This is a genomic window from Streptomyces sp. NBC_00846 (assembly GCF_045207325.1).
Taxonomy (GTDB): domain Bacteria; phylum Actinomycetota; class Actinomycetes; order Streptomycetales; family Streptomycetaceae; genus Streptomyces.
Map to the genome: position 1 here is coordinate 4,621,982 of NZ_CP108846.1, position 20,150 is coordinate 4,642,131.

Sequence of the window (20,150 nt, forward strand, 5' to 3'; positions counted from 1 at the left end):
CCGGCGACTGCAGGGGTCCTGATCAGGGGCTTTGTTGCCAGTGATCACTGGCTTGTTTGTGGGGAGTGTGAAAACTCGTTACTCACGGGTACCCAAAGCGTGCGGCTGGACGTACCCTCGCCCTCATGACGGACTCGCAGGCCTCCACGTCCACCCCCGCAGCCCCGGTCGGCACCAACCCCGTGGCCGCCGCCCCCGCAGGCGTGCGCACCGCGGCCGATGTGGTGACGCCAGAGGTGATCGCCCAGCTGACCCGTGGCGTGGCCGGCTCCGGCCGTACGGCCAACCACACCCCCTTCACGGGGGAGAAGCTGGCCGATCTGCCCGAGTCCACTCCCGAGGACGTGGCGACGGCCTTCGAGAAGGCCCGGGCCGCCCAGCCGGCCTGGGCCGCGACCCCCGTCCGCGCGAGGGCGGCCGTCCTGCTCCGCTTCCACGACCTCGTGCTCAGCCGCCAGGCCGAGGTGCTCGACCTCATCCAGCTGGAGACCGGCAAGGCCCGGCTGCACGCCCACGAGGAAGTGCAGGCCGTCGCCGTCGCGGCCCGGCACTACGGGCGCAAGGCCCCCGCGTACCTGAAGCCGAAGCGGCACACCGGAGTCGTACCGACCCTCACCAAGGTCACCGAGCTGCGCCAGCCGCGCGGCGTCATCGGCCAGATCGCGCCGTGGAACTACCCCTTCGAGCTGTCCGTCGGCGATGCGCTGCCCGCGTTCGTCTCCGGCAACGCCGTCGTGATGAAGCCCGACACGGAGACCGCGCTGACCGCGCTGTGGGCCCGGGACCTGCTGATCGAGGCCGGGCTGCCCGCCGAGGTGTTCCAGGTGGTCCTCGGTGACGGACCCGTCGTCGGCCCCGAGGTCGTCAAGCACGCCGACTACGTCTCGTTCACCGGTTCCACCCGCACCGGCCGCGAGGTCGCGCAGGGCGCGGCGGCCCGGCTGGTCGGGGTCTCGCTGGAGCTCGGCGGCAAGAACGCCATGCTGGTCCTGAAGGACGCCGATGTGGAGAAGGCCGCCGCGGGTGCCGTCCGCGCCTGCTTCTCCTCGGCCGGCCAGCTCTGCATCTCCATCGAACGGCTGTACGTCCACGAGTCGGTCGCCGACGACTTCGTGGCCCGTTTCGCCGCCCGCACGAAGGCCATGCGGCTCGGCAGTTCCCTCGCCTACGGCGCCGACATGGGCTCGCTGGTCGGCGAGCGCCAGCTGGAGACCGTCACCCGGCATGTCGCGGAGGCCGTGGAGAAGGGCGCCCGGCTCGTCGCGGGCGGCGTCGCCCGGCCGGACATCGGCCCGCTCTTCTACGAGCCGACCATCCTCGACGGCGTCGAGGCGCCGATGGCCGTGTGCAGCGAGGAGACCTTCGGCCCGGTCGTCTCCATCTACCGCTTCACCGACGAGGACGAGGTCGTCGCCCTCGCCAACGCCACCCCGTACGGCCTGAATTCGAGCGTCTGGACCAAGGACGCCAAGCGTGGCCACCAGGTCGCCGCCCGGCTCCGGACCGGCACGGTCAACATCAACGAGGGGTACGCCCCCGCGTACGGCAGCGTGCAATCCCCGATGGGAGGCATGAAGGACTCCGGTCTCGGCCGACGGCACGGCTCCGAGGGCATCCTCAAGTACACGGAGGCACAGACCGTCGCCCAGCAACGGCTGATTCCGCTCGCCCCGGCGTTCGGCATGGACGACGAGAAGTACGCGGCGTTCATGACCCGCAGCCTGAAGGCGATGAAGGCGTTCCGCCTGCGCTGACCTCCGGAGCAGGGCGTTTTGCCCGCGCTGCCCCGTAGCACCGCAGCACGTTCCGCCCTTTTCGTACCGAGGAGAGCCATGTCCCAGGACAGCCCTGCCCAGAATCAGGCCGAGCCGGCCGGTGGGACCGACGACGACGCGTACGACTACGACGTCCTGGTCATCGGCTCGGGCTTCGGCGGCGCGGTGTCGGCCCTGCGGCTGACCGAGAAGGGATACCGGGTCGGGGTCCTGGAGGCGGGCCGCCGCTTCGGCCCCGGCACCCTCCCCAAGAACTCCTGGGACATCAAGAACTACCTGTGGGCCCCCGCGCTCGGCCTCTACGGCATCCAGCGCGTCCACCTGCTCGGCAATGTGATGGTGCTGGCCGGTGCGGGCGTCGGCGGCGGCTCGCTCAACTACGCCAACACGCTGTACGTGCCCCCGGCGCCGTTCTTCGAGGACCGGCAGTGGGCGTCCATCACCGACTGGCAGGACGAGCTGAAGCCGCACTACGACCAGGCGAAGCGGATGCTCGGGGTCCGGCTCAATCCGACGATGACCCCGTCCGACGTCCATCTGAAGGCGGCCGCGCAGGCCATGGGCGTCGGCGACACCTTCCATCTCGCCCCGGTCGGCGTCTTCTTCGGCGACGGCAAGGACTCCGACGGCACGGCCACGGTCGAGCCCGGCGGCACGGTCGCCGACCCGTACTTCGGCGGCGCGGGCCCCGCCCGCAAGGCCTGCACCGAGTGCGGTGAATGCATGACGGGCTGCCGGCACGGCGCGAAGAACACCCTCAACGAGAACTACCTCCACCTCGCCGAGAAGGCCGGGGCGGTCATCCACCCGATGACCTCCGTCGTCGCGATCGCCGACCACCCGGAGGGCGGCTACCACGTCACCACCGTCCCCACCGACCGCCGCAGGAAGACGAGGCCCACGCGGCTGCGCGCCCGCAAGGTGGTCGTCGCGGCGGGCACGTACGGAACGCAGACCCTGCTGCACACCATGAAGGACCGCGGTCTGCTGCCCCGGCTCTCCGACCGGCTCGGCGAGCTGACCCGCACCAACTCCGAGGCGCTCGTGGGCTCGCAGACCAGCGACCGGCGCTACCGCAAGAAGCACGGCACCGCGAAGGCCGACTTCACCCAGGGCGTCGCGATCACGTCCTCGATCCACCCCGACGAGAACACCCACATCGAGCCGGTCCGCTACGGCAGGGGCTCCAACGCGATGGGCGCGATGTCCATCCTCCAGGTGCCCTACGGCGGCCGCCGGGTGCTGCGCTGGCTCGGCAGCATGGCCAGGCACCCGGCCCTCGCCCTGCGGTCGCTCTCCAACCGCCGCTGGTCGGAGCGGACCATCATCGGACTCGTCATGCAGTCGCTGGACAACTCCCTGACCACGTACCGCAAGCCGGCCGGAATAGGGAAGGGCCTGCTCACCGCCCGGCAGGGGCACGGCGCACCCAACCCGACCCAGATCGAGGAGGCGACGCGCAGCGCCTCCCTGCTCGCCGACGAGATCAACGGCTTCGCGGGCTCGAACATCGGCGAGCTGATGGGCACCCCGCTCACCGCGCACTTTCTCGGCGGCTGCCCCATAGGCGCGAGCGCCGAGGAAGGGGTGATCGACCCGTACCACCGGCTCTACGGACACCCCGGCATCTTTGTGGTCGACGGTTCCGCGGTCTCCGCGAACCTCGGCGTCAACCCGTCGCTCACCATCACCGCACAGGCCGAACGCGCGATGTCCTTCTGGCCCAACAAGGGCGAGGCGGACCCGCGCCCCGCGCAGGGTGGGGCGTACGAACGGCTGGCCGCGGTCGAGCCGCAGGCACCGGCCGTACCGAAGGAGGCGTTCGGCGCGCTGAAGCTGCCGTTCCTCGGACTGCCGACGGTTCCGCCGAAGAAGAACCCGCAGGAGCAGACGGAGAAGAATCCGCAGGAGTAGTCGGAGCAGCGGTGGCAGGGCCCCGGCCGACCGGGACAGCCGAAGGGGCTGCACCCCCCTCCGAGTGCAGCCCCTCCGTGCTCAAGGTGACGAAACGCCTTACGCGGCGGCGTCACCGTTCCTGCGGCGCCGCACGATGAACATCGCGCCCGCGCCGAGCACGATGGCCGCGCCGCCCGCGGCAGCGAACACCGGCATCGCGGAGGACGAACCGGTCTCCGCGAGGGAGCCGGAGACCTTGCCCGTCGGGTTGTCGGCCGGCTTCGTGGACGGGACCGGAGCGGTGCCGCCGGTCTGCGGCGTCGAGCCGCTCTCGCCGGAGTTCACGATCTTGAACTTGTACGCGACGTCGCTGAAGCCCAGGCAGTCCTTGTCGCCCACGTACAGACCGGCGCCGAGGGTGAAGCCGGCGCCGACGGGGGCGGTCGACTTCACGTTGATGCGCAGCGGGATGTCGACCTCGTAACCCGGACGGATCTCGTCGGACTGGCCGACGTAGCCGACCGCGCGGCCGCCCTCGTTGAGGTCCTCCCACTTGTTCGTGTCCTGGTCGAGGGCCTGGAGGCTGACGTGCTTCGACTTGAAGAGGTCGTTGCCGTCCTTGTCGGAAGAAGCGCCCGCGAAGTAGTCGATCTCCTTCACGACGGACTTCGACGAGTTGTAGACGTTCATCTTGAACTGGTGCCAGCCGCTGCCCCGGGCGATCTTGCCGGGCAGGCCGTTGATGGAGATGTCCAGGTCGGACTTGGAGCACTCCACCAGCTCCTCCGGGTCCTCGGACTCCGACGGGGACGCGGATGCCGAGGCGGACGCGGACGGGGAGGCGGATGCGCTCGCCGAGTCGCTCGGGCTCGGGGCGACGCTCGGGGTGGTGCTCCCGGTCGGCTCGGCCGTCTCGCCCGTGCCGGGCTTCCCGGTCTCCTCGGCGGGAGCGGTGGTGGATGCGCTGGCGGAGGGGGACACCTCGGTCTCCGGGGACTCGGAGGCGCTCGGCGAGGGCGATCCGGTGGTCTCGACGGCAACGGTCCCGTCCGTCGTTTCGGCAAACGCGGCCGGGGCGGCCAGGATCGCGGCGGGAGCGATGACTGCCGTGGCGGCGGCGAGCGCCATGGTGCGGCGAAGCTTCATGAATGACCTCAGAAGTCCGGCGTACCGCTGTGAGCAGTACGGATAAGGGGACTGGCCCGGCGGTGGCGGGGGACACGAGCGGGGCCGGTGGTTCCGCATGATTGACCCGCGGTCCGCCGCAATGGTTGTCCGCTTATTCACAGAACCTTTATGTGACGCCGCTCACATGCCCCTCCGTGCCCGGTCCGTGGTCGCCAGGAATCCGGACATCGGCACATGAGCAAGGGCCCCGCGGACCGGAAGCGGTCCAGGGGGCCCTGCTGGATGAACACCCGGACGCGGCCTCGGCGCCGAGCCGGCCGGGCTGCTCCCCGAGCAAATCGTTCCGACCGGATACGGTCGGCTCCGGAGCCGACCGTTTCTTGGAGTGACCGGGCTGCTGTCCCCTGCCGACCGGTCACGCACACTGGGGCGCGGTCCCACGGCGTACCTGCAGTACGCCACACGCTCCAGCGGAGCCACGCGTGGTTTCTCCAAAGCCGCCCCTGGCTGGCACGGACACCGGGACCAACGAAGCCGCGACGGACCCGGTCACGCGCCGTACGGGTGAGAGTCGGCCCGAACTGGGATACGCCGGCACACCCCCGGACCCCGGGCACGGGGCGTCAGGCCCGGCCGCGGCAGAGCTCCAGCAGCGTCATGGCGAGGGAGGTGCCGGGCTTGCCGAGCGCGTCCCGGTACTGGCCGAGGATCTCCATCTCGCGGGAGAGGTTGATCCGGCGGCCGCCGGAGGTGATCCGGGCCTCCTGGATGACCGCCGAGACGGCCATCCGCTCCTGGACGAGTCCGATGATCCGGTCGTCGAGCGCATCGATGCGGGTCCTGGCGCCGTCGATCAGGGCGGCGGCCTCATCGGTGTGCGCACCGGTCTTCTCGGCGGCGGTCTTCGTGGGGGCGGTCTGCTTCGTAGGGGTCTTCGTGGGGGCGGTGCCGGCCATGGTGGTGACTCCTCGTGGGATGCGGCCCCCGAAACCGACCGGTCCGGAACGCCAGAACGCCCCGGGCCTTTCGGCCCGGGGCGCCTGGAACGTTGCTTGTCAGTGGATCAAGCAGCACGACCATGGCAGCCGGCGGGCCGGATGCCATAGGTAAAGACGAAGGTCGTGTGCTGTCGCATGAACCCAGTATGACCCTGCCCGCCCGGGCGGACCAACACGGCGCCCGGATGCTGAGACACCACCCGGAGCCCGCTCCGGAGCCCGTGCTTCGCACACTCCGGTCCCGGGCGGGACGACGGCCGGCTCCGTACCCCCGGTCCCGGGTGGGACGACGGCCGACTCCGCCATCCGGGCAGACCGGTGGAGCAGACCGGTAGAATCGACAGAACCGACCCCCCTTCACCGCCGGAAGGCCGCCCGTGCCAGCAGCACCCCTCGCCGCCCCCGACATCGCCACCGACGTGGTCCTCGTTGTCGACTTCGGGGCGCAGTACGCCCAGCTCATCGCCCGACGCGTCCGTGAGGCCCGGGTCTACAGCGAGATCGTCCCGTCCACGATGCCGGTGGCCGAGATGCTGGCCAAGAACCCCCGGGCGATCATCCTGTCCGGCGGTCCCTCCTCGGTGTACGCGGAGGGCGCGCCCTCCCTCGACCGGGCGATCTTCGAGGCCGGGGTCCCGGTCTTCGGCATGTGCTACGGCTTCCAGCTGATGGCCACCACGCTCGGCGGCACCGTCGACGACAACGGTGCCCGTGAATACGGCCGTACCGCGCTCACCGTCTCCAAGTCCGGCTCCACGCTCTTCGAGGGCACGCCCGCCGAGCAGTCGGTCTGGATGTCGCACGGCGACGCCTGCTCCGCCGCCCCCGAGGGCTTCACCGTCACCGCGTCCACCGACGTCGTGCCGGTCGCCGCCTTCGAGAACGACGAGAAGAAGCTCTACGGCGTCCAGTACCACCCCGAGGTCCTGCACTCCACGCACGGCCAGCAGGTCCTGGAGCACTTCCTCTACCGCGGCGCCGGCATCGAGCCGACCTGGACCACGACCAACGTGGTCGACGAGCAGATCGCGCTGATCCGCGAGCAGGTCGGCACCAAGCGCGCCATCTGCGGCTTGTCCGGCGGAGTCGACTCCGCGGTCGCCGCGGCCCTCGTGCAGAAGGCCATCGGCTCCCAGCTGACCTGCGTGTACGTCGACCACGGCCTGATGCGCAAGGGCGAGACCGAGCAGGTCGAGAAGGACTTCGTGGCCGCCACCGGCGTCCAGCTGAAGGTCGTCGACGCCGAGGAGCGGTTCCTGACCGCGCTGGCCGGGGTCTCCGACCCCGAGCAGAAGCGGAAGATCATCGGCCGCGAGTTCATCCGCGTCTTCGAGCAGGCCCAGGCCGAGCTCGTCGCCGAGGCGGGCGCGGCCGGCGAGGACGTCGCGTTCCTCGTCCAGGGCACGCTCTACCCGGACGTCGTCGAGTCCGGAGGCGGCACCGGCACCGCCAACATCAAGTCCCACCACAATGTCGGCGGTCTCCCCGACGACATCGAGTTCCAGCTCGTCGAACCGCTGCGCCAGCTGTTCAAGGACGAGGTCCGGATGGTCGGCCAGGAGCTCGGCCTGCCCGAGGAGATCGTCCAGCGCCAGCCGTTCCCGGGCCCCGGCCTCGGAATCCGTATCGTCGGCGAGGTCACCAAGGAGCGGCTCGACCTGCTCCGCGAGGCCGACGCCATCGCCCGCGAGGAGCTGACCGCGGCCGGCCTGGACCGCGACATCTGGCAGTGCCCGGTGGTCCTGCTCGCCGATGTCCGCTCGGTCGGCGTCCAGGGCGACGGCCGCACCTACGGCCACCCGATCGTCCTGCGCCCGGTCTCCTCCGAGGACGCCATGACGGCCGACTGGTCGCGCCTGCCGTACGAGACGCTCGCCAAGATCTCGACCCGCATCACCAACGAGGTCGCCGACGTCAACCGCGTCGTGCTCGACGTGACGAGCAAGCCGCCGGGCACCATCGAGTGGGAGTGACCTTTTCGCAAGGTCAACGCTGATGCCGTCGCTCATTCGTTTGGGCGGCGGCATTGACGCTCCTATAGTTGTCAACTCGCTGTGGGGACGGTCCGTGGTGCGGGTCGGATCAGGTGGTAGACCTCGCGGATGACGTAGCGTTTGAGGCAACGGATTATCTCGCGTTTCGTCTTGCCCTCGGCGGTGCGGCGGGTGACGTAGTCGATCGTCGGTTGGTGGAATCGCATGCGGACGATGACGGTCCGGTAGATCGCGGCGTTGAGCTGGCGGTGGCCGCCGTGGTTGATGCGGTGCCTGCCGCTGGTCATGCCGGAGCCGGTGGGCACAGGAGCGATGCCCGCAAGCTTGGCGAGGGCGGCTTCGGACTTGATGCGTTCAGGGTTGTCGCCGACCACGACGAGGATCTCCGCGGCGGTGTCCACACCGATGCCGAATGGTTCGAGTAGTTGCGGGGCGGCACGGTGGACCAGCTCAGCGATCGTTTTCGTCAGTTCCTTGGCCTCGGCGTCGAGGTACTGCCACCGTTTGGCCAGTGTTCGAAGGGCGTGACGCAGTGCGTCCTCGGGGCCCTCCAGCTGTCGAGGACGCAGGCCCGCCAGGTGCCGGGCCAGAGCGATTTGCGTTTTGCCCGCGGTCTCGTTGCGCAAGGGATCAGGAGCGTGGACAAGCATCGCTTTCATGGTGACCATCGCCGCCGAGCGCTGTTCGACGGCCTGGTCATGGGCGATCTTGAGCTGCCGGATCATCTCGGCTTCACCGTCGGCGCTCTTGGGCGTGGCCGTCGCGAACCCGGCCAGGACGGCTCGGGCGGCGTTCTCGGCGTCCAGGGTGTCGGACTTGCCGTTCATCCGTCGCAGCCGCCGGTCCGGGCGGCCGGCCTCGACCACCTTGTGCCCGGCCCGTCGAAGGAACGAGGCCAGGGTGGCGCCGTAGGAGCCGGTGCCCTCGATTCCGAAGGCCAGAATCCTGCCGTATGAGCCTGCCCAGTCCAGGAGTTGCTGGAATCCGCCGGTGTCGGTGGGGATCGTCAAGGTCGCCAGGATCCCGCCGATCGTGTCCATCACTGCAGCGACGTGCACATGCTTGTGTGTGTCGACGCCGATCACGACGTGCCCGGACCTGTGCTGCTCGTTGTTATCCACCGCGTTCCCTTCGGTCGGTAGCGTGGGATGCACGCTGTCGCCGGCCGGAGGGACAGGACTGTCACGGGGACGCTTTGACGAGTTGGCTCCAGGCTCCTATGAGGTCACGTCCGTCCGGCGGCAGCGCTTGTTGCGTGCCCGGCCGGACGGTCGACAGATCAACGCCAGGACACCCGTGGGGTCGGTCGTAAGCAAGAGTCAGACCGTCACGGCCGGGACTACCCGATCCTTGCGGGATCCGGTACGAACAGACTGACAGTCGTACCAGCTGGGTAGGCTGGCTTATCGGACGAGATCCGCGATCAACCGGCGCCGCCCCTGAAGGAGCCCGCCCCCGGCCCCGCAACGGATCGTTCCCCGACACCCCTGGCCACTTGCGGCAACCGGCGGTAACTTCCGGTTCCGTACGCCCTGGGAGTCCGGAGGAGCCGCCATGCCCGAGCCCACACCGATACCTGTGGAACAACTGCAGTTCGCGCTGCCGCCCGTCCATCAATCGGCAGACGAGGAACGCGCGTACCGCAAGGAGCGGCTGGCCGGGGCGCTGCGGCTGTTCGGCGCGTACGGGTACGAGGAGGGCGTGTCCGGTCACCTCACCGCGCGGGACCCGGAGTTCGCCGACTGCTTCTGGGTCAACCCCTTCGGGGCCCCCTTCGACGGGCTCGCGCCGGACGAACTGATCCTGGTCAACGGGGACGGGCAGGTCGTCGAGGGGCGGCACCACGTCAATCAGGCGGCGTTCGCCGTCCATGCGCAGGTGCACCGGGCCCGCCCCGACGTCGTCGCCGTCGCGCACACCCACTCCGTGCACGGGCGGGCCCTCTCCGCGCTCGGCGAGCTCATCGAACCCCTCACCCAGGAATCCTGCGCCTTCTACGAGGACCACGTTCTGTACGACGCGTACACGGGCGTCGTGGTCGACGAGGAGGAAGGGCGCCGGATCGCCGCCGCGCTCAGCGGGCACAAGGCGATCGTGCTGCGCAACCACGGGCTGCTGACCGTCGGCGACTCGGTGGACGCGGCCGCCTGGTGGTTCATCGCGCTGGAACGCTCCTGCCAGGTGCAACTGGCCGCGCGGGCGGCCGGAAAGCCGGTGCTGATCGAGCACCGGGACGCCGTCGCCACGCGTGAGCAGCTCGGCAGCGACCTGGTCGCCTGGATCAACTACCAGCCTCTGTGGCGCCGGATCAGTCGCACATTCTGACGATACGCGCCGACGGACCGCCCCGATGCGGCCCGCAGCCCTGCCGTACGGCACAATTCGCAGCAATCACAGCAGAGTTGGCTGTACCGGGGCTTGAAAGGGCGGCGTTCTCCGTGGCGTTGGACGAGGCGAGGGCGAGCAGCACGCACGGCGGCGGCTGTACGTGCGGCGACTGCCCGCACGGGGCACGCGAGGGCCACCGGCGCGCGGTGGCCGCCTTCCTGACCAAACGGGACGAATTCGCCGCGGGCCAGGGGCTGCCGCCCGGGGTCGCCCAGTCCGCATCCGCGACCCGCCAGTGGGTCTCGGACGAGCTGACCCAGTCGGCAAGGTCGGTGGCCGAACGGGGCCGGGAGGCGGGCGACGCCTGGCTGTACCGGGTGTGGCGGCGCACTCTGATCGCGGTGTGGGGGAGCGTCGCCGTGCTGGTCATCGCCGAGGCCGCCACCGCCATCGGTGCGGGCTGGACCAACGCCCGTACGGCGGGGCTCGTCGCCGGCCTCGTCACCGCGGGCCTGCTGACCGCCGCCGCCCACGTCCACCGGGCGCGCGGCGGCCTGTTCGCCCCGGTGATCGGCGAGGACAACCGGCTCTCCACCTCCCGGGCGGTCGCCGCGTCCTGGGTGCTGATCGCCGTCTTCTCCGTCCTCGTGCTGGCGCTCCAGCTGGCGGGCGCCTCCGGCCACGCCGAGCGTGACGAACTGATCGAGGGGCTGGAGCTGTCCCGGGGCGCCGGGGTGGTGACCGTGCTGGCGCTGGTGTGCGCCGTCGCCGTGGTCGTACGCCGGGTGGTGACCGTACGCGCCCTGTCCGGACGGCTGCAGAAGCTGCGGGCCGAGCGGCCGCGCGCCGCGGACCTGCTCACCGACGACTCGGGGCGGGGCAGCTTCACGGATGTGCAGTACGTACTGGTGAGCACCGTCGCCGTGCTGTTCGCCGCGGTCCGGCTGGCCCGTCGGCCCGAGCAGCTGCCCGACCTGCCCTGGGGCCTCGCGCTGCTGGTCACCGTCTCGGCGTGCGCGTACTTCGCCGGGAAGTACGTGGAGGGCGGGCGTCCGGTGGTGCTCTCGGTGGTCCGGGCCCGGGAGGCCGGGGATCTGGACGCGCCGATCCGCACCGGCGACGACATCGAGATCCGGGGTGCGGGCTTCGTGCCGCCCGGCGCCGGGACGCCGGACCGGCTGGCCCGCATGGTCGTGCGGATCGGCCGGGTCCATGTGCATGTGCCGCTGATCCCGGTCACCGGCGGCTTCGCCAACCCGACCGACGGCGTGCTCACCGTGCCGGTACCGGTGGAGGTGGAACCGGGACTGGTCGAGGTGCAGGTCGTGACCGCCGCCGGGGTCGAGACGAACAAGGTCGAGATCGATGTGACGGACTGACGGCACGAGACGGCCCCGCCGGGTGGGCGGAAACCGGCCGATGAACACCGGCGGTTGGACCGATTGGCCGGTCGGACGGCCGATGAACACCGGCCGTTCGGGCGTCCCACCAGGTGAACAGTGCGTTCATCGCGTACGTATGGTCTGGTGACGGATCTACGGAAGGCGGGCAGCCGCATGCAAAGCCACATGCAGGGGTACGACACGACCGTACGCGGTCTGGGTGAGCCGAGAGGGCTCAAGGAGCTGGCGCGGGAGCATGCACTGCTGCCCCTGCGGATCTTTCTCGGTGTCACCTTCATCTACGCCGGGCTCGACAAACTGACGGACAGTTCCTTCTTGCGCGCGAGCGGTGCCGGCTCCATCGGCGAGACGATGCAAGCGGTGCGCGACTCGTCCGCGATCCCGGCCCTCGTCGACCTCGCGCTGAAGAGCCCCGGCGCCTTCGGATACGCCATCGCCATCGGCGAACTCCTCGTCGGCATCGGCACCCTCATCGGGCTCCGGGCGCGGCTCGCCGCGCTCGGCGGGGCACTGATCTCGCTGAGCCTGTGGCTGACGGTGAGCTGGTCGGTCGAGCCGTACTACTTCGGCAACGACCTGGCCTACCTCATGGCCTGGCTGCCGCTGCTGCTCGGCGGGGCCGCGGCATTCTCCTTGGACGCCTTCCTCGCGTCCCGGCGGCGGCGGATCAGGTAGCTCACCCAGGTCGCGGTGGCGGCCAGCCAGAGGCCGCCGAAGAACAGCGGGAAGAAGAACACCCACGGGGCGTTCCAGGCGCCCGCCGCGTCCGCCGCGTATCCCGCTGCCAGCGCGAGCATGACCACGCCCGCCACCGCCCGTCCCGGACGGATCTCATGACGCAGCACGGGTGACCTCCACCTGTCCGATGCCGACTTCGAGAGTGAGCTCGACCGTGCCGGCCGGTTTGCTCCCCGGGGGAGGCGGCAGCGTCCTGTGCTCGTTCTGTGAAGGATTGACGTCCACTTCGCGCGCCTTGCCGGCCGGTGCGCCGCTCGGCCGGCTGAGCGGCAGCGTGATGTCGCCGAGGGTCGCCCGCGCGTCCACCTTCACCGTCACCGCCTTCGGCACGACGACGACCGCGCGGCCCGCCCCGACGCTGACCTCCGTACGGACGGTGCCGCCCGGCGGAACCGTGATCTCCGTGAGATCCAGCCGCGCCACCCCGGTGCCCAGTCCGTAGTGCGGCCGGACCGCCGCCACCGAGGCCGGCCGCCAGCCCTCGCGCACCCACTGGGTGGTGATGTTCTTGGGCAGCGTGGAAGCGCCCGCCAGCAGGGCCGCCGTGATCATCGACAGCATGACCGTGCCGAACCCGGTCCGTCCGAGGAACGCGCTGACCAGCATGCCCAGCCCGAACACCGCGAGCGCACCGGCCAGACCGATCTGCAGACTCGTGCCGAGGGGGTGGGAGTCCCAGCTCAGCCCCGTGCCCAGCCCGCCCGCGATCAGCGCGAACAGGAACACGAGACCGCCGATCGAGACCGGGCCCGTGGTGCCGGGCTCCGGCCGGGGCGCGCGGAACGGATCTTCCGGCGGCGCCCCCCGGGGCCGTACCGCCCGGTCGGCGGGCGCCGTGTCGGCCGGACCCCACAGATAGCCGGGGCCCACCGGCCCCGAGGTGCCGTCCTTGATGATCGGGTCCCGCCACCACGACGGGCTGCCGGGCCAGGGCGGCGCCTTCACCTCGGGCGGCGCGTCCGCCACCGCCTGCGCGGTCGCCGGATGCAGCGGGTCCTCGGGCGCCGCGGTCCTGCGGTTCTGCGTCCAGACGGCGAAGCCGACGACCGCGAGTGTCAGCATCGCGGAGAACGCCAGCGTGCCGCCGTTGCCGAGCATCGAGAGGAACAGCCCGCAGCCGATCAGCGCGAGCAGCACCGCGATCAGCGACGCCCCCTCGACGCGGCCGGACAGCAGCCTGCGCGCCTCGTTCTCGTCCGCCCCCTCCAGGGGGATCAGCAGCCAGGCGAAGCCGTAGAAGATCAGCCCGATGCCGCCGGTGACGGACAGCACACCGAGCACGATCCGGAAGATCACCGGATCGACGTCGCAGTACCGGCCGAGCCCGCCGCACACCCCGGCCACGACCTTGTGCCGCGAGCTGCGCCGCAGGTGAGGGCCCGGGGCCGGGGGCGGTGCGACACCGGGGGAGGCGTCCTGGGGAACGGTCATGGCTCCATGGTGACGGGCCCGGCGCACGTCCGGGACCCGCGCCGACCCTGGCCGATCCCTGATATTTGGCCCGCGGGACCCCTGGGGGAGACGTCCGTGCCCCCGGACGCCTCGTCGGCGGGGCCGAGCTCTCTCAGGGTCGGGTCCGGGGCGGACCCTGATGCCGTCGCCCGTGCCGGCATGTGACCATCGGGTCATGCCAGCCGCCACCCCCCGAGCCGCCGCGAGCTCCCCCGGATCCGACCCTGAGGAGCCGCCGCTGCGCAAGCTCTACCGCAGCGCCGACGGACGGATGCTCGGCGGCGTCGCGCGTGGACTCGCCGGGCATCTCGGGCTGCCCGTCGTCTGGGTACGGTTCGTCTTCCTCGGCCTGTTCTTCGCGGACGGCCTCGGCGCGCTGCTCTACGCCGTGTTCTGGATCGTCGTCCCGCTCGGGGTCGGTGGCGTGGAGGCGCCGCGCTCCGTCTTCGAGACCGCCCCGGACGGCAGACGCCGGCTCCGTAAACCCGACAGGGGCCAGATCTTCGCCCTCATCGCGCTGTTCATCGGCGCCATGATCTTCGTCGGCAACGTCGACATGGGCAGCGGCGCCGACCGCTACATCTGGCCCACGCTGCTGATCGGTGCCGGTTCCGTGCTGGTGTGGCGGCAGGCCGACAACGCCCGGCGGGCCCGCTGGATGGAGGTCGGCAGCCGCCGCCGGGTCCTGCACCTGGCCCGGGCGCTGGCCGGGGTCGCCCTGGTCGGCCTGGGCCTGGCCGTCTTCATGGTGGTACGCGGCTCCGCGGCCCAGCTCGGCAACGTCCTCACCGCCGCGATCGCGGTCCTCACCGGCATCGCGCTGCTGGCCGGCCCCTACCTCGTCCGCATGACCCAGGACCTCTCCGAGGAACGCACGATGCGCATCCGGGCCCAGGAGCGCGCCGAGGTCGCCGCCCACGTCCATGACTCGGTGCTGCACACGCTCACCCTGATCCAGCGCAACGCGGAGGAGGCGGGCGAGGTCCGCAGACTGGCCCGCGCCCAGGAACGCGAACTGCGCAACTGGCTGTACAACCCCGAGGGCACCGGCAAGGACGAGGACGACGAACCCGAGACCCTCGCCGAGGCGGTCAAACGCGCCGCCGCCGAGGTCGAGGACAAGCACGGCGTCCCGCTGGAGGTCGTCGTCGTCGGCGACTGCCCGCTGGACGAGAAGCTGGCCGCGCAGATGCAGGCCGCGCGCGAGGCGATGGTCAACGCCGCCAAGTACGGTGGCGAGGGCGGCGCCGTCCAGGTCTACGCCGAGGTCGAGGGCCGCACGGTCTTCGTCTCGGTACGCGACCGGGGCCCGGGATTCGATCCGGATTCCGTACCGGCGGACAGAATGGGCGTACGAGAATCAATCATCGGCCGGATGCAGCGCAACGGCGGTACGGCGCGGCTGCGTTCGGTGCCCGGCGGGGGCACGGAAGTCGAGCTGGAAATGGAGAGGGCGAGCGATGACGGAGACCACTGAGGCGACCGGGGGCCCGGAGCGCCGGGTACGGGTCGTGCTCGTCGACGACCACCGGATGTTCCGCACCGGTGTCCAGGCCGAGATCGGCCGCACCGAGGAGACGGGCGTCGAGGTGGTCGGCGAGGCCGCCGACGTCGACCAGGCGGTCACCGTCATCACGGCGACCCGCCCCGAGGTCGTCCTCCTCGACGTCCACCTGCCGGGCGGCGGCGGCGTAGAGGTACTGCGCCGCTGCGCCCCGCTGATGGGCGCCGTGGAGAACCCGGTGCGGTTCCTGGCGCTGTCCGTCTCGGACGCAGCCGAGGACGTCATCGGCGTCATCCGCGGCGGCGCCCGCGGCTACGTCACCAAGACGATCACCGGCGCCGACCTGGTCGACTCGGTCTTCCGGGTCCAGGACGGCGACGCGGTGTTCTCGCCCCGGCTGGCCGGCTTCGTCCTCGACGCCTTCGCCTCCACGGACGCGCCGCCGATCGACGAGGATCTGGACCGGCTGACGCAGCGCGAGCGCGAGGTGCTGCGGCTGATCGCCCGCGGCTACGCGTACAAGGAGATCGCCAAGCAGCTGTTCATCTCGGTGAAGACGGTCGAGTCGCACGTCTCGGCGGTGCTGCGCAAGCTCCAGCTGTCCAACCGGCACGAGCTGACCCGGTGGGCGACGGCGCGACGGCTGGTCTGAGCCGACGGACCGGTTCCGGTACCGGTCGGTCTCAGCCTGCCGCACCGTCGGGGTCGAGCGAGATGTTCAGTTTCTCGCCGACCCGGCGGTAGCCGATGCCCGCGTAGATCCGTTCCACATCGGCGTCGCCCGGCTCCAGCCACACCACCCGGCAGTCCCGCTCGAAGGCGGTAGAGGTCAGGTGGGCAGAGAGCGCGGCGCCGATGCCGCGGCGGCGGAAGGTGTCGGCGACGGCGAGGCCGGCCAGTTCGGTGAGGCCGTCGACCGGGACCGAGCAGCCGCCCGCGCCCGCCGGGACGCCGTCGACCGTGGCGAGGGCCGCGACCCCGCCGCCGCCGGCCGCCGCGCGCAGCCAGGCAGCCTCGCCGCCCTCGGGTTCGCCGGTCCCGCCGTATCCGAGGTGCTGGACGAGCGCGGCGGCGTCGAACTCCGCGTCGGTGACCGGTTCGGCGATCGTGAGGGCGTCCACCGGCTTCGGCGTCAGCAGGTCGCCCGGGGCGCAGGCCATGACCGGGGCCCGGTTCTCGACGGTGAACCCGGCGGCGAGCAGGGCGGGTTCGACCGCGGGCGCCCAGCCGGGCAGAAACTCCAGCCGAGGCAGTCGCGCGCGCTCGCGGAACGCCGCGATCAGGGCGTCGAGGTCCTCGGCCGTCGGCTCGGCGTCCTGGTCGGGTATCGCGTAATTGGCGTACTTGATCGACCAGTCCGGGGTGTACCGCACGGTGAAGGGGCCGATCCGCAGATGGTCGGGGGAGCGCAGGGCGAGCGTGCGGGCGTGGGTCTGGACCTCGACGTCCATGGGCATGTGTGGGTGTCCTCTTGCCGATCGGTCGGAAGCCGGGAGCCTATGCCACCCGGGTCGCTCCGGCGAAGGGCATGTGGTCGATGGGCGCGATCCGGACCGGCGCTCCCGGGCGCGGGGCGTGGATCATCTGGCCGTTGCCGATGTAGAGCCCGACGTGGCTGATGCCCGAGTAGAAGAACACCAGGTCGCCCGGGGCCAGTTCGGAGCGCGAGACGTGCTGTCCGGCGTTGATCTGGGTGTACGTGGTCCGGGGCAGCGAGACGCCGGCGGAGCGCCAGGCGGCCTGGGTGAGCCCGGAGCAGTCGAACGAGGACGGGCCGGTCGCGCCCCAGACGTACGGCTTTCCGAGTGCCCCGTACGCGAACGCGATGGCCTCGGCGGCACGCGCGTTGGGAGCCTGGACGGGAGCGCGTGTGGTGCTGCGGCCGGTACGGTCGGCGGAGCGCGCGCTGTCCGAGCTCTCGTAGGCGGCGCGCTCGGCCGGGGACAGGGTGGCGAGGAGCCGCTGCGCGTCGGCCAGTTTGGTTTTGATCGTCGCCTTGTGCTTCTTCAGCTCGGCCTGGCGGGACGCCAGCGCAGCCAGCTTTCCCTTGGCCTGCGAGCGCAGCTGGGCGATCCGGGCGACCTGCCGTTCCACCCCGTCGACCTCGGCGGTCTGGCGGTCGCCGATCCGGTCCACGTACGAGGCGCGCTCCAGATACTGGTCGGGGTCGGAGGAGAGCGCCAGCTGTACGGCCGGGTGCAGGCCGCCGGTGCGGTACTGCGCGGCGGCGAGTGAACCCAGTTCGTTGCGCGCGGCGTTGAGACGCTCGGTCCTGCGGGCCGCCTCGTCGCGCAGGGTGTCGACGGCATCGGCGGCGGCGGACGCCTTCTCCTTCGCGCCGTTGTACTGCTCGGTGGCGACTTCCGCGTCGTGGTACAGCCGGTCCACCTCCGCCCTGACCTGGGCGGGGGCGAGCTGGGGATCGGCGTGTGCGGAGCCTGGCAGAGCGGCAGCGGTGGCGGCCCCGGCGATGGCGAGGGTGGCTGCGGTGCGGGCAGCAGAGCCGGTGTACGGGCGCTGCTTGGGTTTCCGGTGCGCTGCCACGGGGGCGTGCGTCCTTCCTGGCGACTGCCCGTCGGGGACTACCGGCGGGCCCGCCGGAGGTCCGGCGGCGGGTCACCAACAGGAGAGCGGCCCGCCGCCGGATCCCGGCGGGGTGACCGGTGTGCCGTCCGGGTGCGGAGCGGCGGTGAAGACGGTCACCTGCTCAGGGACGCTAAACCCGGGGCACGGGGAAGAGTCGTAATGACGCCTATTGCCTCATTTTGGCGCGGCGCTGTCTCTGTTTGATCGGAAAAATGACAACAGAGTAAGGCAATTGGTGCAGGCGCGAGTGAAGCGGCAGGAAGCCGCACCTGCCTGCGGAGTGGTGATATGGGTGGGGCTAGGCTGCGGCCTCATGGACGTACTCATTCATGTCTTCGTCGCCCTGCACATCATCGGCATCGCCTCTCTGCTGGGCGGTTTCCTGACCCAGATGAAGGCGATGGGCGCGGGCACGGCCCGGTTCGTCCCGGCGATGCTGCACGGCGCGCTGACGATGCTGGTCACCGGTGTCGCACTGGTCGGGCTCAACCAGGCCGACGACCACCCCGTGAACAACATCAAGATCGGGGTCAAGCTGCTGCTCCTGGTCGTCATCCTCGCGCTGGTCTACATCAAGCGGGACGAGGAGAAGGTCGACAAGGGCGCCTTCTCGGCCGTGGGCGGGCTGACGCTCGCCAACATCTTCATCGCCACGCTCTGGACCTGAGGACCGAGGCCGGAGAGCTCAGGCCGGAGAGCTGAGACCGGAGAGCTGAGGCCGGGTAAACCGAGGCCGATGTTCCGGGAGCCGGGGTCCGAGCCGGGCCGGGTTCCGAGAGTCGGGTCCTGAGCCGGCCGGAGTGCGGGGCGGCCCGCGCCCCGGCCGATGGCCGTGCGAATCGCTACGCCGGCCGCACGCTGCCGTAGATCGGCATGTAGTAGATCGACTCCTCGCGCACATTCGCCCCCGGCTTCGGCGCGTGGATCATCATCCCGTCACCCTTGTAGATGCCGACGTGGCTGATGTCGTCGTAGAAGAAGACGAGGTCGCCCGGGCGCAGGTCCGCCGTCGCGACCCGGGTGCCTGTCTTCACCTGGTCCCAGGTGGTGCGCGGGATGTCGACGCCCGCGGCCTTCCACGCCGCCTGGGTGAGCCCGGAGCAGTCGTACGAGGACGGGCCCGTCGCGCCCCAGACGTACGGCTTGCCGATCTGGGCGCGGGCGAAGGCGAGGACCTTCTCCGCCTTGGTGGTGGCGCTGCTGTCCGTACCGGTGCCCGTGCCCGTACCGCTGCCCGTGCCCGTACCGGTGCCCGTGCCCGTACCGCTGCCCGTGCCCGTACCGCTGCCGGAATCCGCGGCCTTCGCGGCCTCCGCGGCCTTGCGGTCCGCCTCCGCCTTGGCGGCGGCCTGCTGCTTGGCCAGTTCTTCCGCCTTGCGCCGGGCCTCCGCCTCCTTCTTCCGCTCCAGCTCCGCGAGCCGCGCCTTCTCCTCGGCGGTCAGCTTCGACAGCAACGCGCGCGCCTCGCCCAGCTTCTTCTGGACGTCCTGCTTGCTGGTGCGCAGCGTGGTCTGCGTCGTGGTCAGCGTCTCCAGGCTCTGCACCGCCTCGGCACGCTTCTTCGCCGCCCTGGTCTGCTGCGTACGGAAGTCCGTGATCGCCTTCTGCTGCCGGCTGGTCATCCGGTTCATCAGCTGGTTCTGGTCGAAATACGACTGCGGGTCGTCGGCCAGGAAGAAGGTGGCGCTCGGTGCGATGGTGCCGCTGCGGTACTGCGCGGCCGCGTACGTGCCGAGCGTCCTGCGGGCCTCGTTGAGCTGGTCGGCGCGCTTGGCGACATCGTTCAGCAGGGCGTCGACCTTGGTGCGCTGGGCGGTGGCGGCCTCCTTCGCCTGGTTGTACTGCTGGGTCGCGGTGCCCGCCTGCCGGTAGAGGTCGTCGACCTGCTTCTGGACGTCCTCGATGCCGGCTTTCGGAGCGGGGGCGGCCATCGCGCTCTGCGTGGAGAGCAGGGTCACGGACGCCAGTGCCGCCGTCGTGAGCCCGACGGCCGGTGTGGTGGTGCGCACCCGGGTGCGCGGCTTGCGATGCGATGCCAAGGCCGGCATCTCCTTCCGTGGACCGCCTACCGGGTTAGCTGTCGGGTTCGGGCGGAACGGAAGGCTGCCCTACGGTCCGCGTGGGGGACAAGGACCGATTCACCCCGGTACATGCGTGTGGGTCCCCGGTTCCGAACTCCCTTGAGGGCAGCCCGGATTCGGCGTGGGCGCCCGCTCGGCGTGGTTCGCCTCTGGGGGTACGGGCCGCCCGGACGAGCACGCTAGCCAACCCGTGGTGCTGCTGTGAAGGTTGATGTTCGATATGCCCGATACATCTTCGTGACCTCGGCGAAGTGGGGCGGCGGGCGC

General features: G+C 70.9%; 17 protein-coding genes and 1 riboswitch. Of the genes, 10 read left to right on the forward strand and 7 right to left on the reverse strand.

Features of this window, described 5'->3' with window-relative positions:
* Positions 1–125 precede the first annotated feature (125 nt).
* Positions 126–1,754 (forward strand): succinic semialdehyde dehydrogenase, encoded by a 1,629-nt coding sequence (locus OG936_RS21455; protein ID WP_406496705.1) that lies wholly within the window; start codon positions 126–128, stop codon positions 1,752–1,754.
* A 78-nt stretch (positions 1,755–1,832) separates the two neighbouring features.
* Positions 1,833–3,689, forward strand: coding sequence for a GMC oxidoreductase (locus OG936_RS21460; RefSeq protein ID WP_406496707.1), 1,857 nt, complete (start codon positions 1,833–1,835; stop codon positions 3,687–3,689).
* 99 nt (positions 3,690–3,788) lie between these two features.
* On the opposite strand, the gene OG936_RS21465 is transcribed toward OG936_RS21460, so the two are convergent.
* Together OG936_RS21465 and OG936_RS21470 are read right to left on the reverse strand one after the other, a co-directional pair.
* The gene (locus tag OG936_RS21465) at positions 3,789–4,817 is read right to left on the reverse strand and encodes an LAETG motif-containing sortase-dependent surface protein (RefSeq protein ID WP_406496708.1); all 1,029 of its coding nucleotides are present in this window, start codon (positions 4,815–4,817) and stop codon (positions 3,789–3,791) included.
* Between the two features lie 605 nt (positions 4,818–5,422).
* Positions 5,423–5,755, reverse strand: a complete 333-nt coding sequence (locus OG936_RS21470) for a chorismate mutase (RefSeq protein ID WP_406496710.1) — start codon at positions 5,753–5,755, stop codon at positions 5,423–5,425.
* 419 nt (positions 5,756–6,174) lie between these two features.
* Here OG936_RS21470 and guaA point away from each other — a divergent pair, with 419 nt between their 5' ends.
* Entirely contained in the window at positions 6,175–7,770 is a 1,596-nt protein-coding gene (gene guaA / locus OG936_RS21475) for a glutamine-hydrolyzing GMP synthase (RefSeq protein WP_266748029.1), read from the forward strand.
* A 71-nt stretch (positions 7,771–7,841) separates the two neighbouring features.
* Here guaA and OG936_RS21480 read toward each other — a convergent pair whose 3' ends face one another.
* Positions 7,842–8,912 (reverse strand): IS110 family transposase, encoded by a 1,071-nt coding sequence (locus OG936_RS21480; protein WP_406491619.1) that lies wholly within the window; start codon positions 8,910–8,912, stop codon positions 7,842–7,844.
* A gap of 433 nt (positions 8,913–9,345) precedes the next feature.
* On the opposite strand from OG936_RS21480, the gene OG936_RS21485 reads away from it, so the two are divergent.
* The 4 genes from OG936_RS21485 (at position 9,346) to OG936_RS21500 (ending at position 12,359) form a co-directional block, all read left to right on the forward strand.
* Positions 9,346–10,116 (forward strand): class II aldolase/adducin family protein, encoded by a 771-nt coding sequence (locus OG936_RS21485; protein WP_406496712.1) that lies wholly within the window; start codon positions 9,346–9,348, stop codon positions 10,114–10,116.
* 113 nt (positions 10,117–10,229) lie between these two features.
* Complete coding sequence (locus tag OG936_RS21490) at positions 10,230–11,498, forward strand: hypothetical protein (protein WP_406496713.1); 1,269 nt, start codon at positions 10,230–10,232, stop codon at positions 11,496–11,498.
* Positions 11,499–11,687: 189 nt separating this feature from the next.
* Positions 11,688–12,197: a DoxX family protein gene (locus OG936_RS21495; RefSeq protein WP_406500543.1), complete on the forward strand. Its 510-nt coding sequence runs from the start codon at positions 11,688–11,690 to the stop codon at positions 12,195–12,197.
* 15 nt (positions 12,198–12,212) lie between these two features.
* On the forward strand, positions 12,213–12,359 hold the full coding sequence (locus OG936_RS21500; protein ID WP_406496715.1) for a hypothetical protein: 147 nt from the start codon (positions 12,213–12,215) through the stop codon (positions 12,357–12,359).
* On the opposite strand, the gene OG936_RS21505 is transcribed toward OG936_RS21500, so the two are convergent.
* On the reverse strand, positions 12,354–13,691 hold the full coding sequence (locus tag OG936_RS21505; RefSeq protein WP_406496717.1) for a PspC domain-containing protein: 1,338 nt from the start codon (positions 13,689–13,691) through the stop codon (positions 12,354–12,356). The two genes, OG936_RS21500 and OG936_RS21505, sit on opposite strands and share 6 nt — an antisense overlap.
* A gap of 196 nt (positions 13,692–13,887) precedes the next feature.
* On the opposite strand from OG936_RS21505, the gene OG936_RS21510 reads away from it, so the two are divergent.
* Entirely contained in the window at positions 13,888–15,189 is a 1,302-nt protein-coding gene (locus OG936_RS21510) for a PspC domain-containing protein (protein ID WP_406496718.1), read from the forward strand.
* Complete coding sequence (locus OG936_RS21515) at positions 15,173–15,868, forward strand: LuxR C-terminal-related transcriptional regulator (protein ID WP_383753140.1); 696 nt, start codon at positions 15,173–15,175, stop codon at positions 15,866–15,868. Before OG936_RS21510 ends, OG936_RS21515 begins: the two co-directional genes overlap by 17 nt.
* A 31-nt stretch (positions 15,869–15,899) precedes the next feature.
* On the opposite strand, the gene OG936_RS21520 is transcribed toward OG936_RS21515, so the two are convergent.
* Both OG936_RS21520 and OG936_RS21525 read right to left on the reverse strand, forming a co-directional pair.
* Entirely contained in the window at positions 15,900–16,673 is a 774-nt protein-coding gene (locus tag OG936_RS21520; protein WP_406496720.1) for a GNAT family N-acetyltransferase, read from the reverse strand.
* 40 nt (positions 16,674–16,713) lie between these two features.
* Positions 16,714–17,760 (reverse strand): NlpC/P60 family protein, encoded by a 1,047-nt coding sequence (locus tag OG936_RS21525; protein ID WP_406496722.1) that lies wholly within the window; start codon positions 17,758–17,760, stop codon positions 16,714–16,716.
* Between the two features lie 355 nt (positions 17,761–18,115).
* Between OG936_RS21525 and OG936_RS21530 the strand changes: the two genes are divergently transcribed.
* Positions 18,116–18,469 carry a hypothetical protein gene (locus OG936_RS21530; protein ID WP_406496723.1) on the forward strand — a complete coding sequence of 118 codons (354 nt, stop codon included), beginning with the start codon at positions 18,116–18,118 and terminating at the stop codon, positions 18,467–18,469.
* Positions 18,470–18,644: 175 nt separating this feature from the next.
* Here the strand turns inward: OG936_RS21530 and OG936_RS21535 are convergent, their stop codons facing one another.
* Entirely contained in the window at positions 18,645–19,850 is a 1,206-nt protein-coding gene (locus OG936_RS21535; protein ID WP_406496725.1) for an NlpC/P60 family protein, read from the reverse strand.
* Positions 19,849–20,015, reverse strand: a riboswitch (cyclic di-AMP (ydaO/yuaA leader). Its footprint overlaps the gene before it by 2 nt.
* Positions 20,016–20,150: the final 135 nt, after the last annotated feature.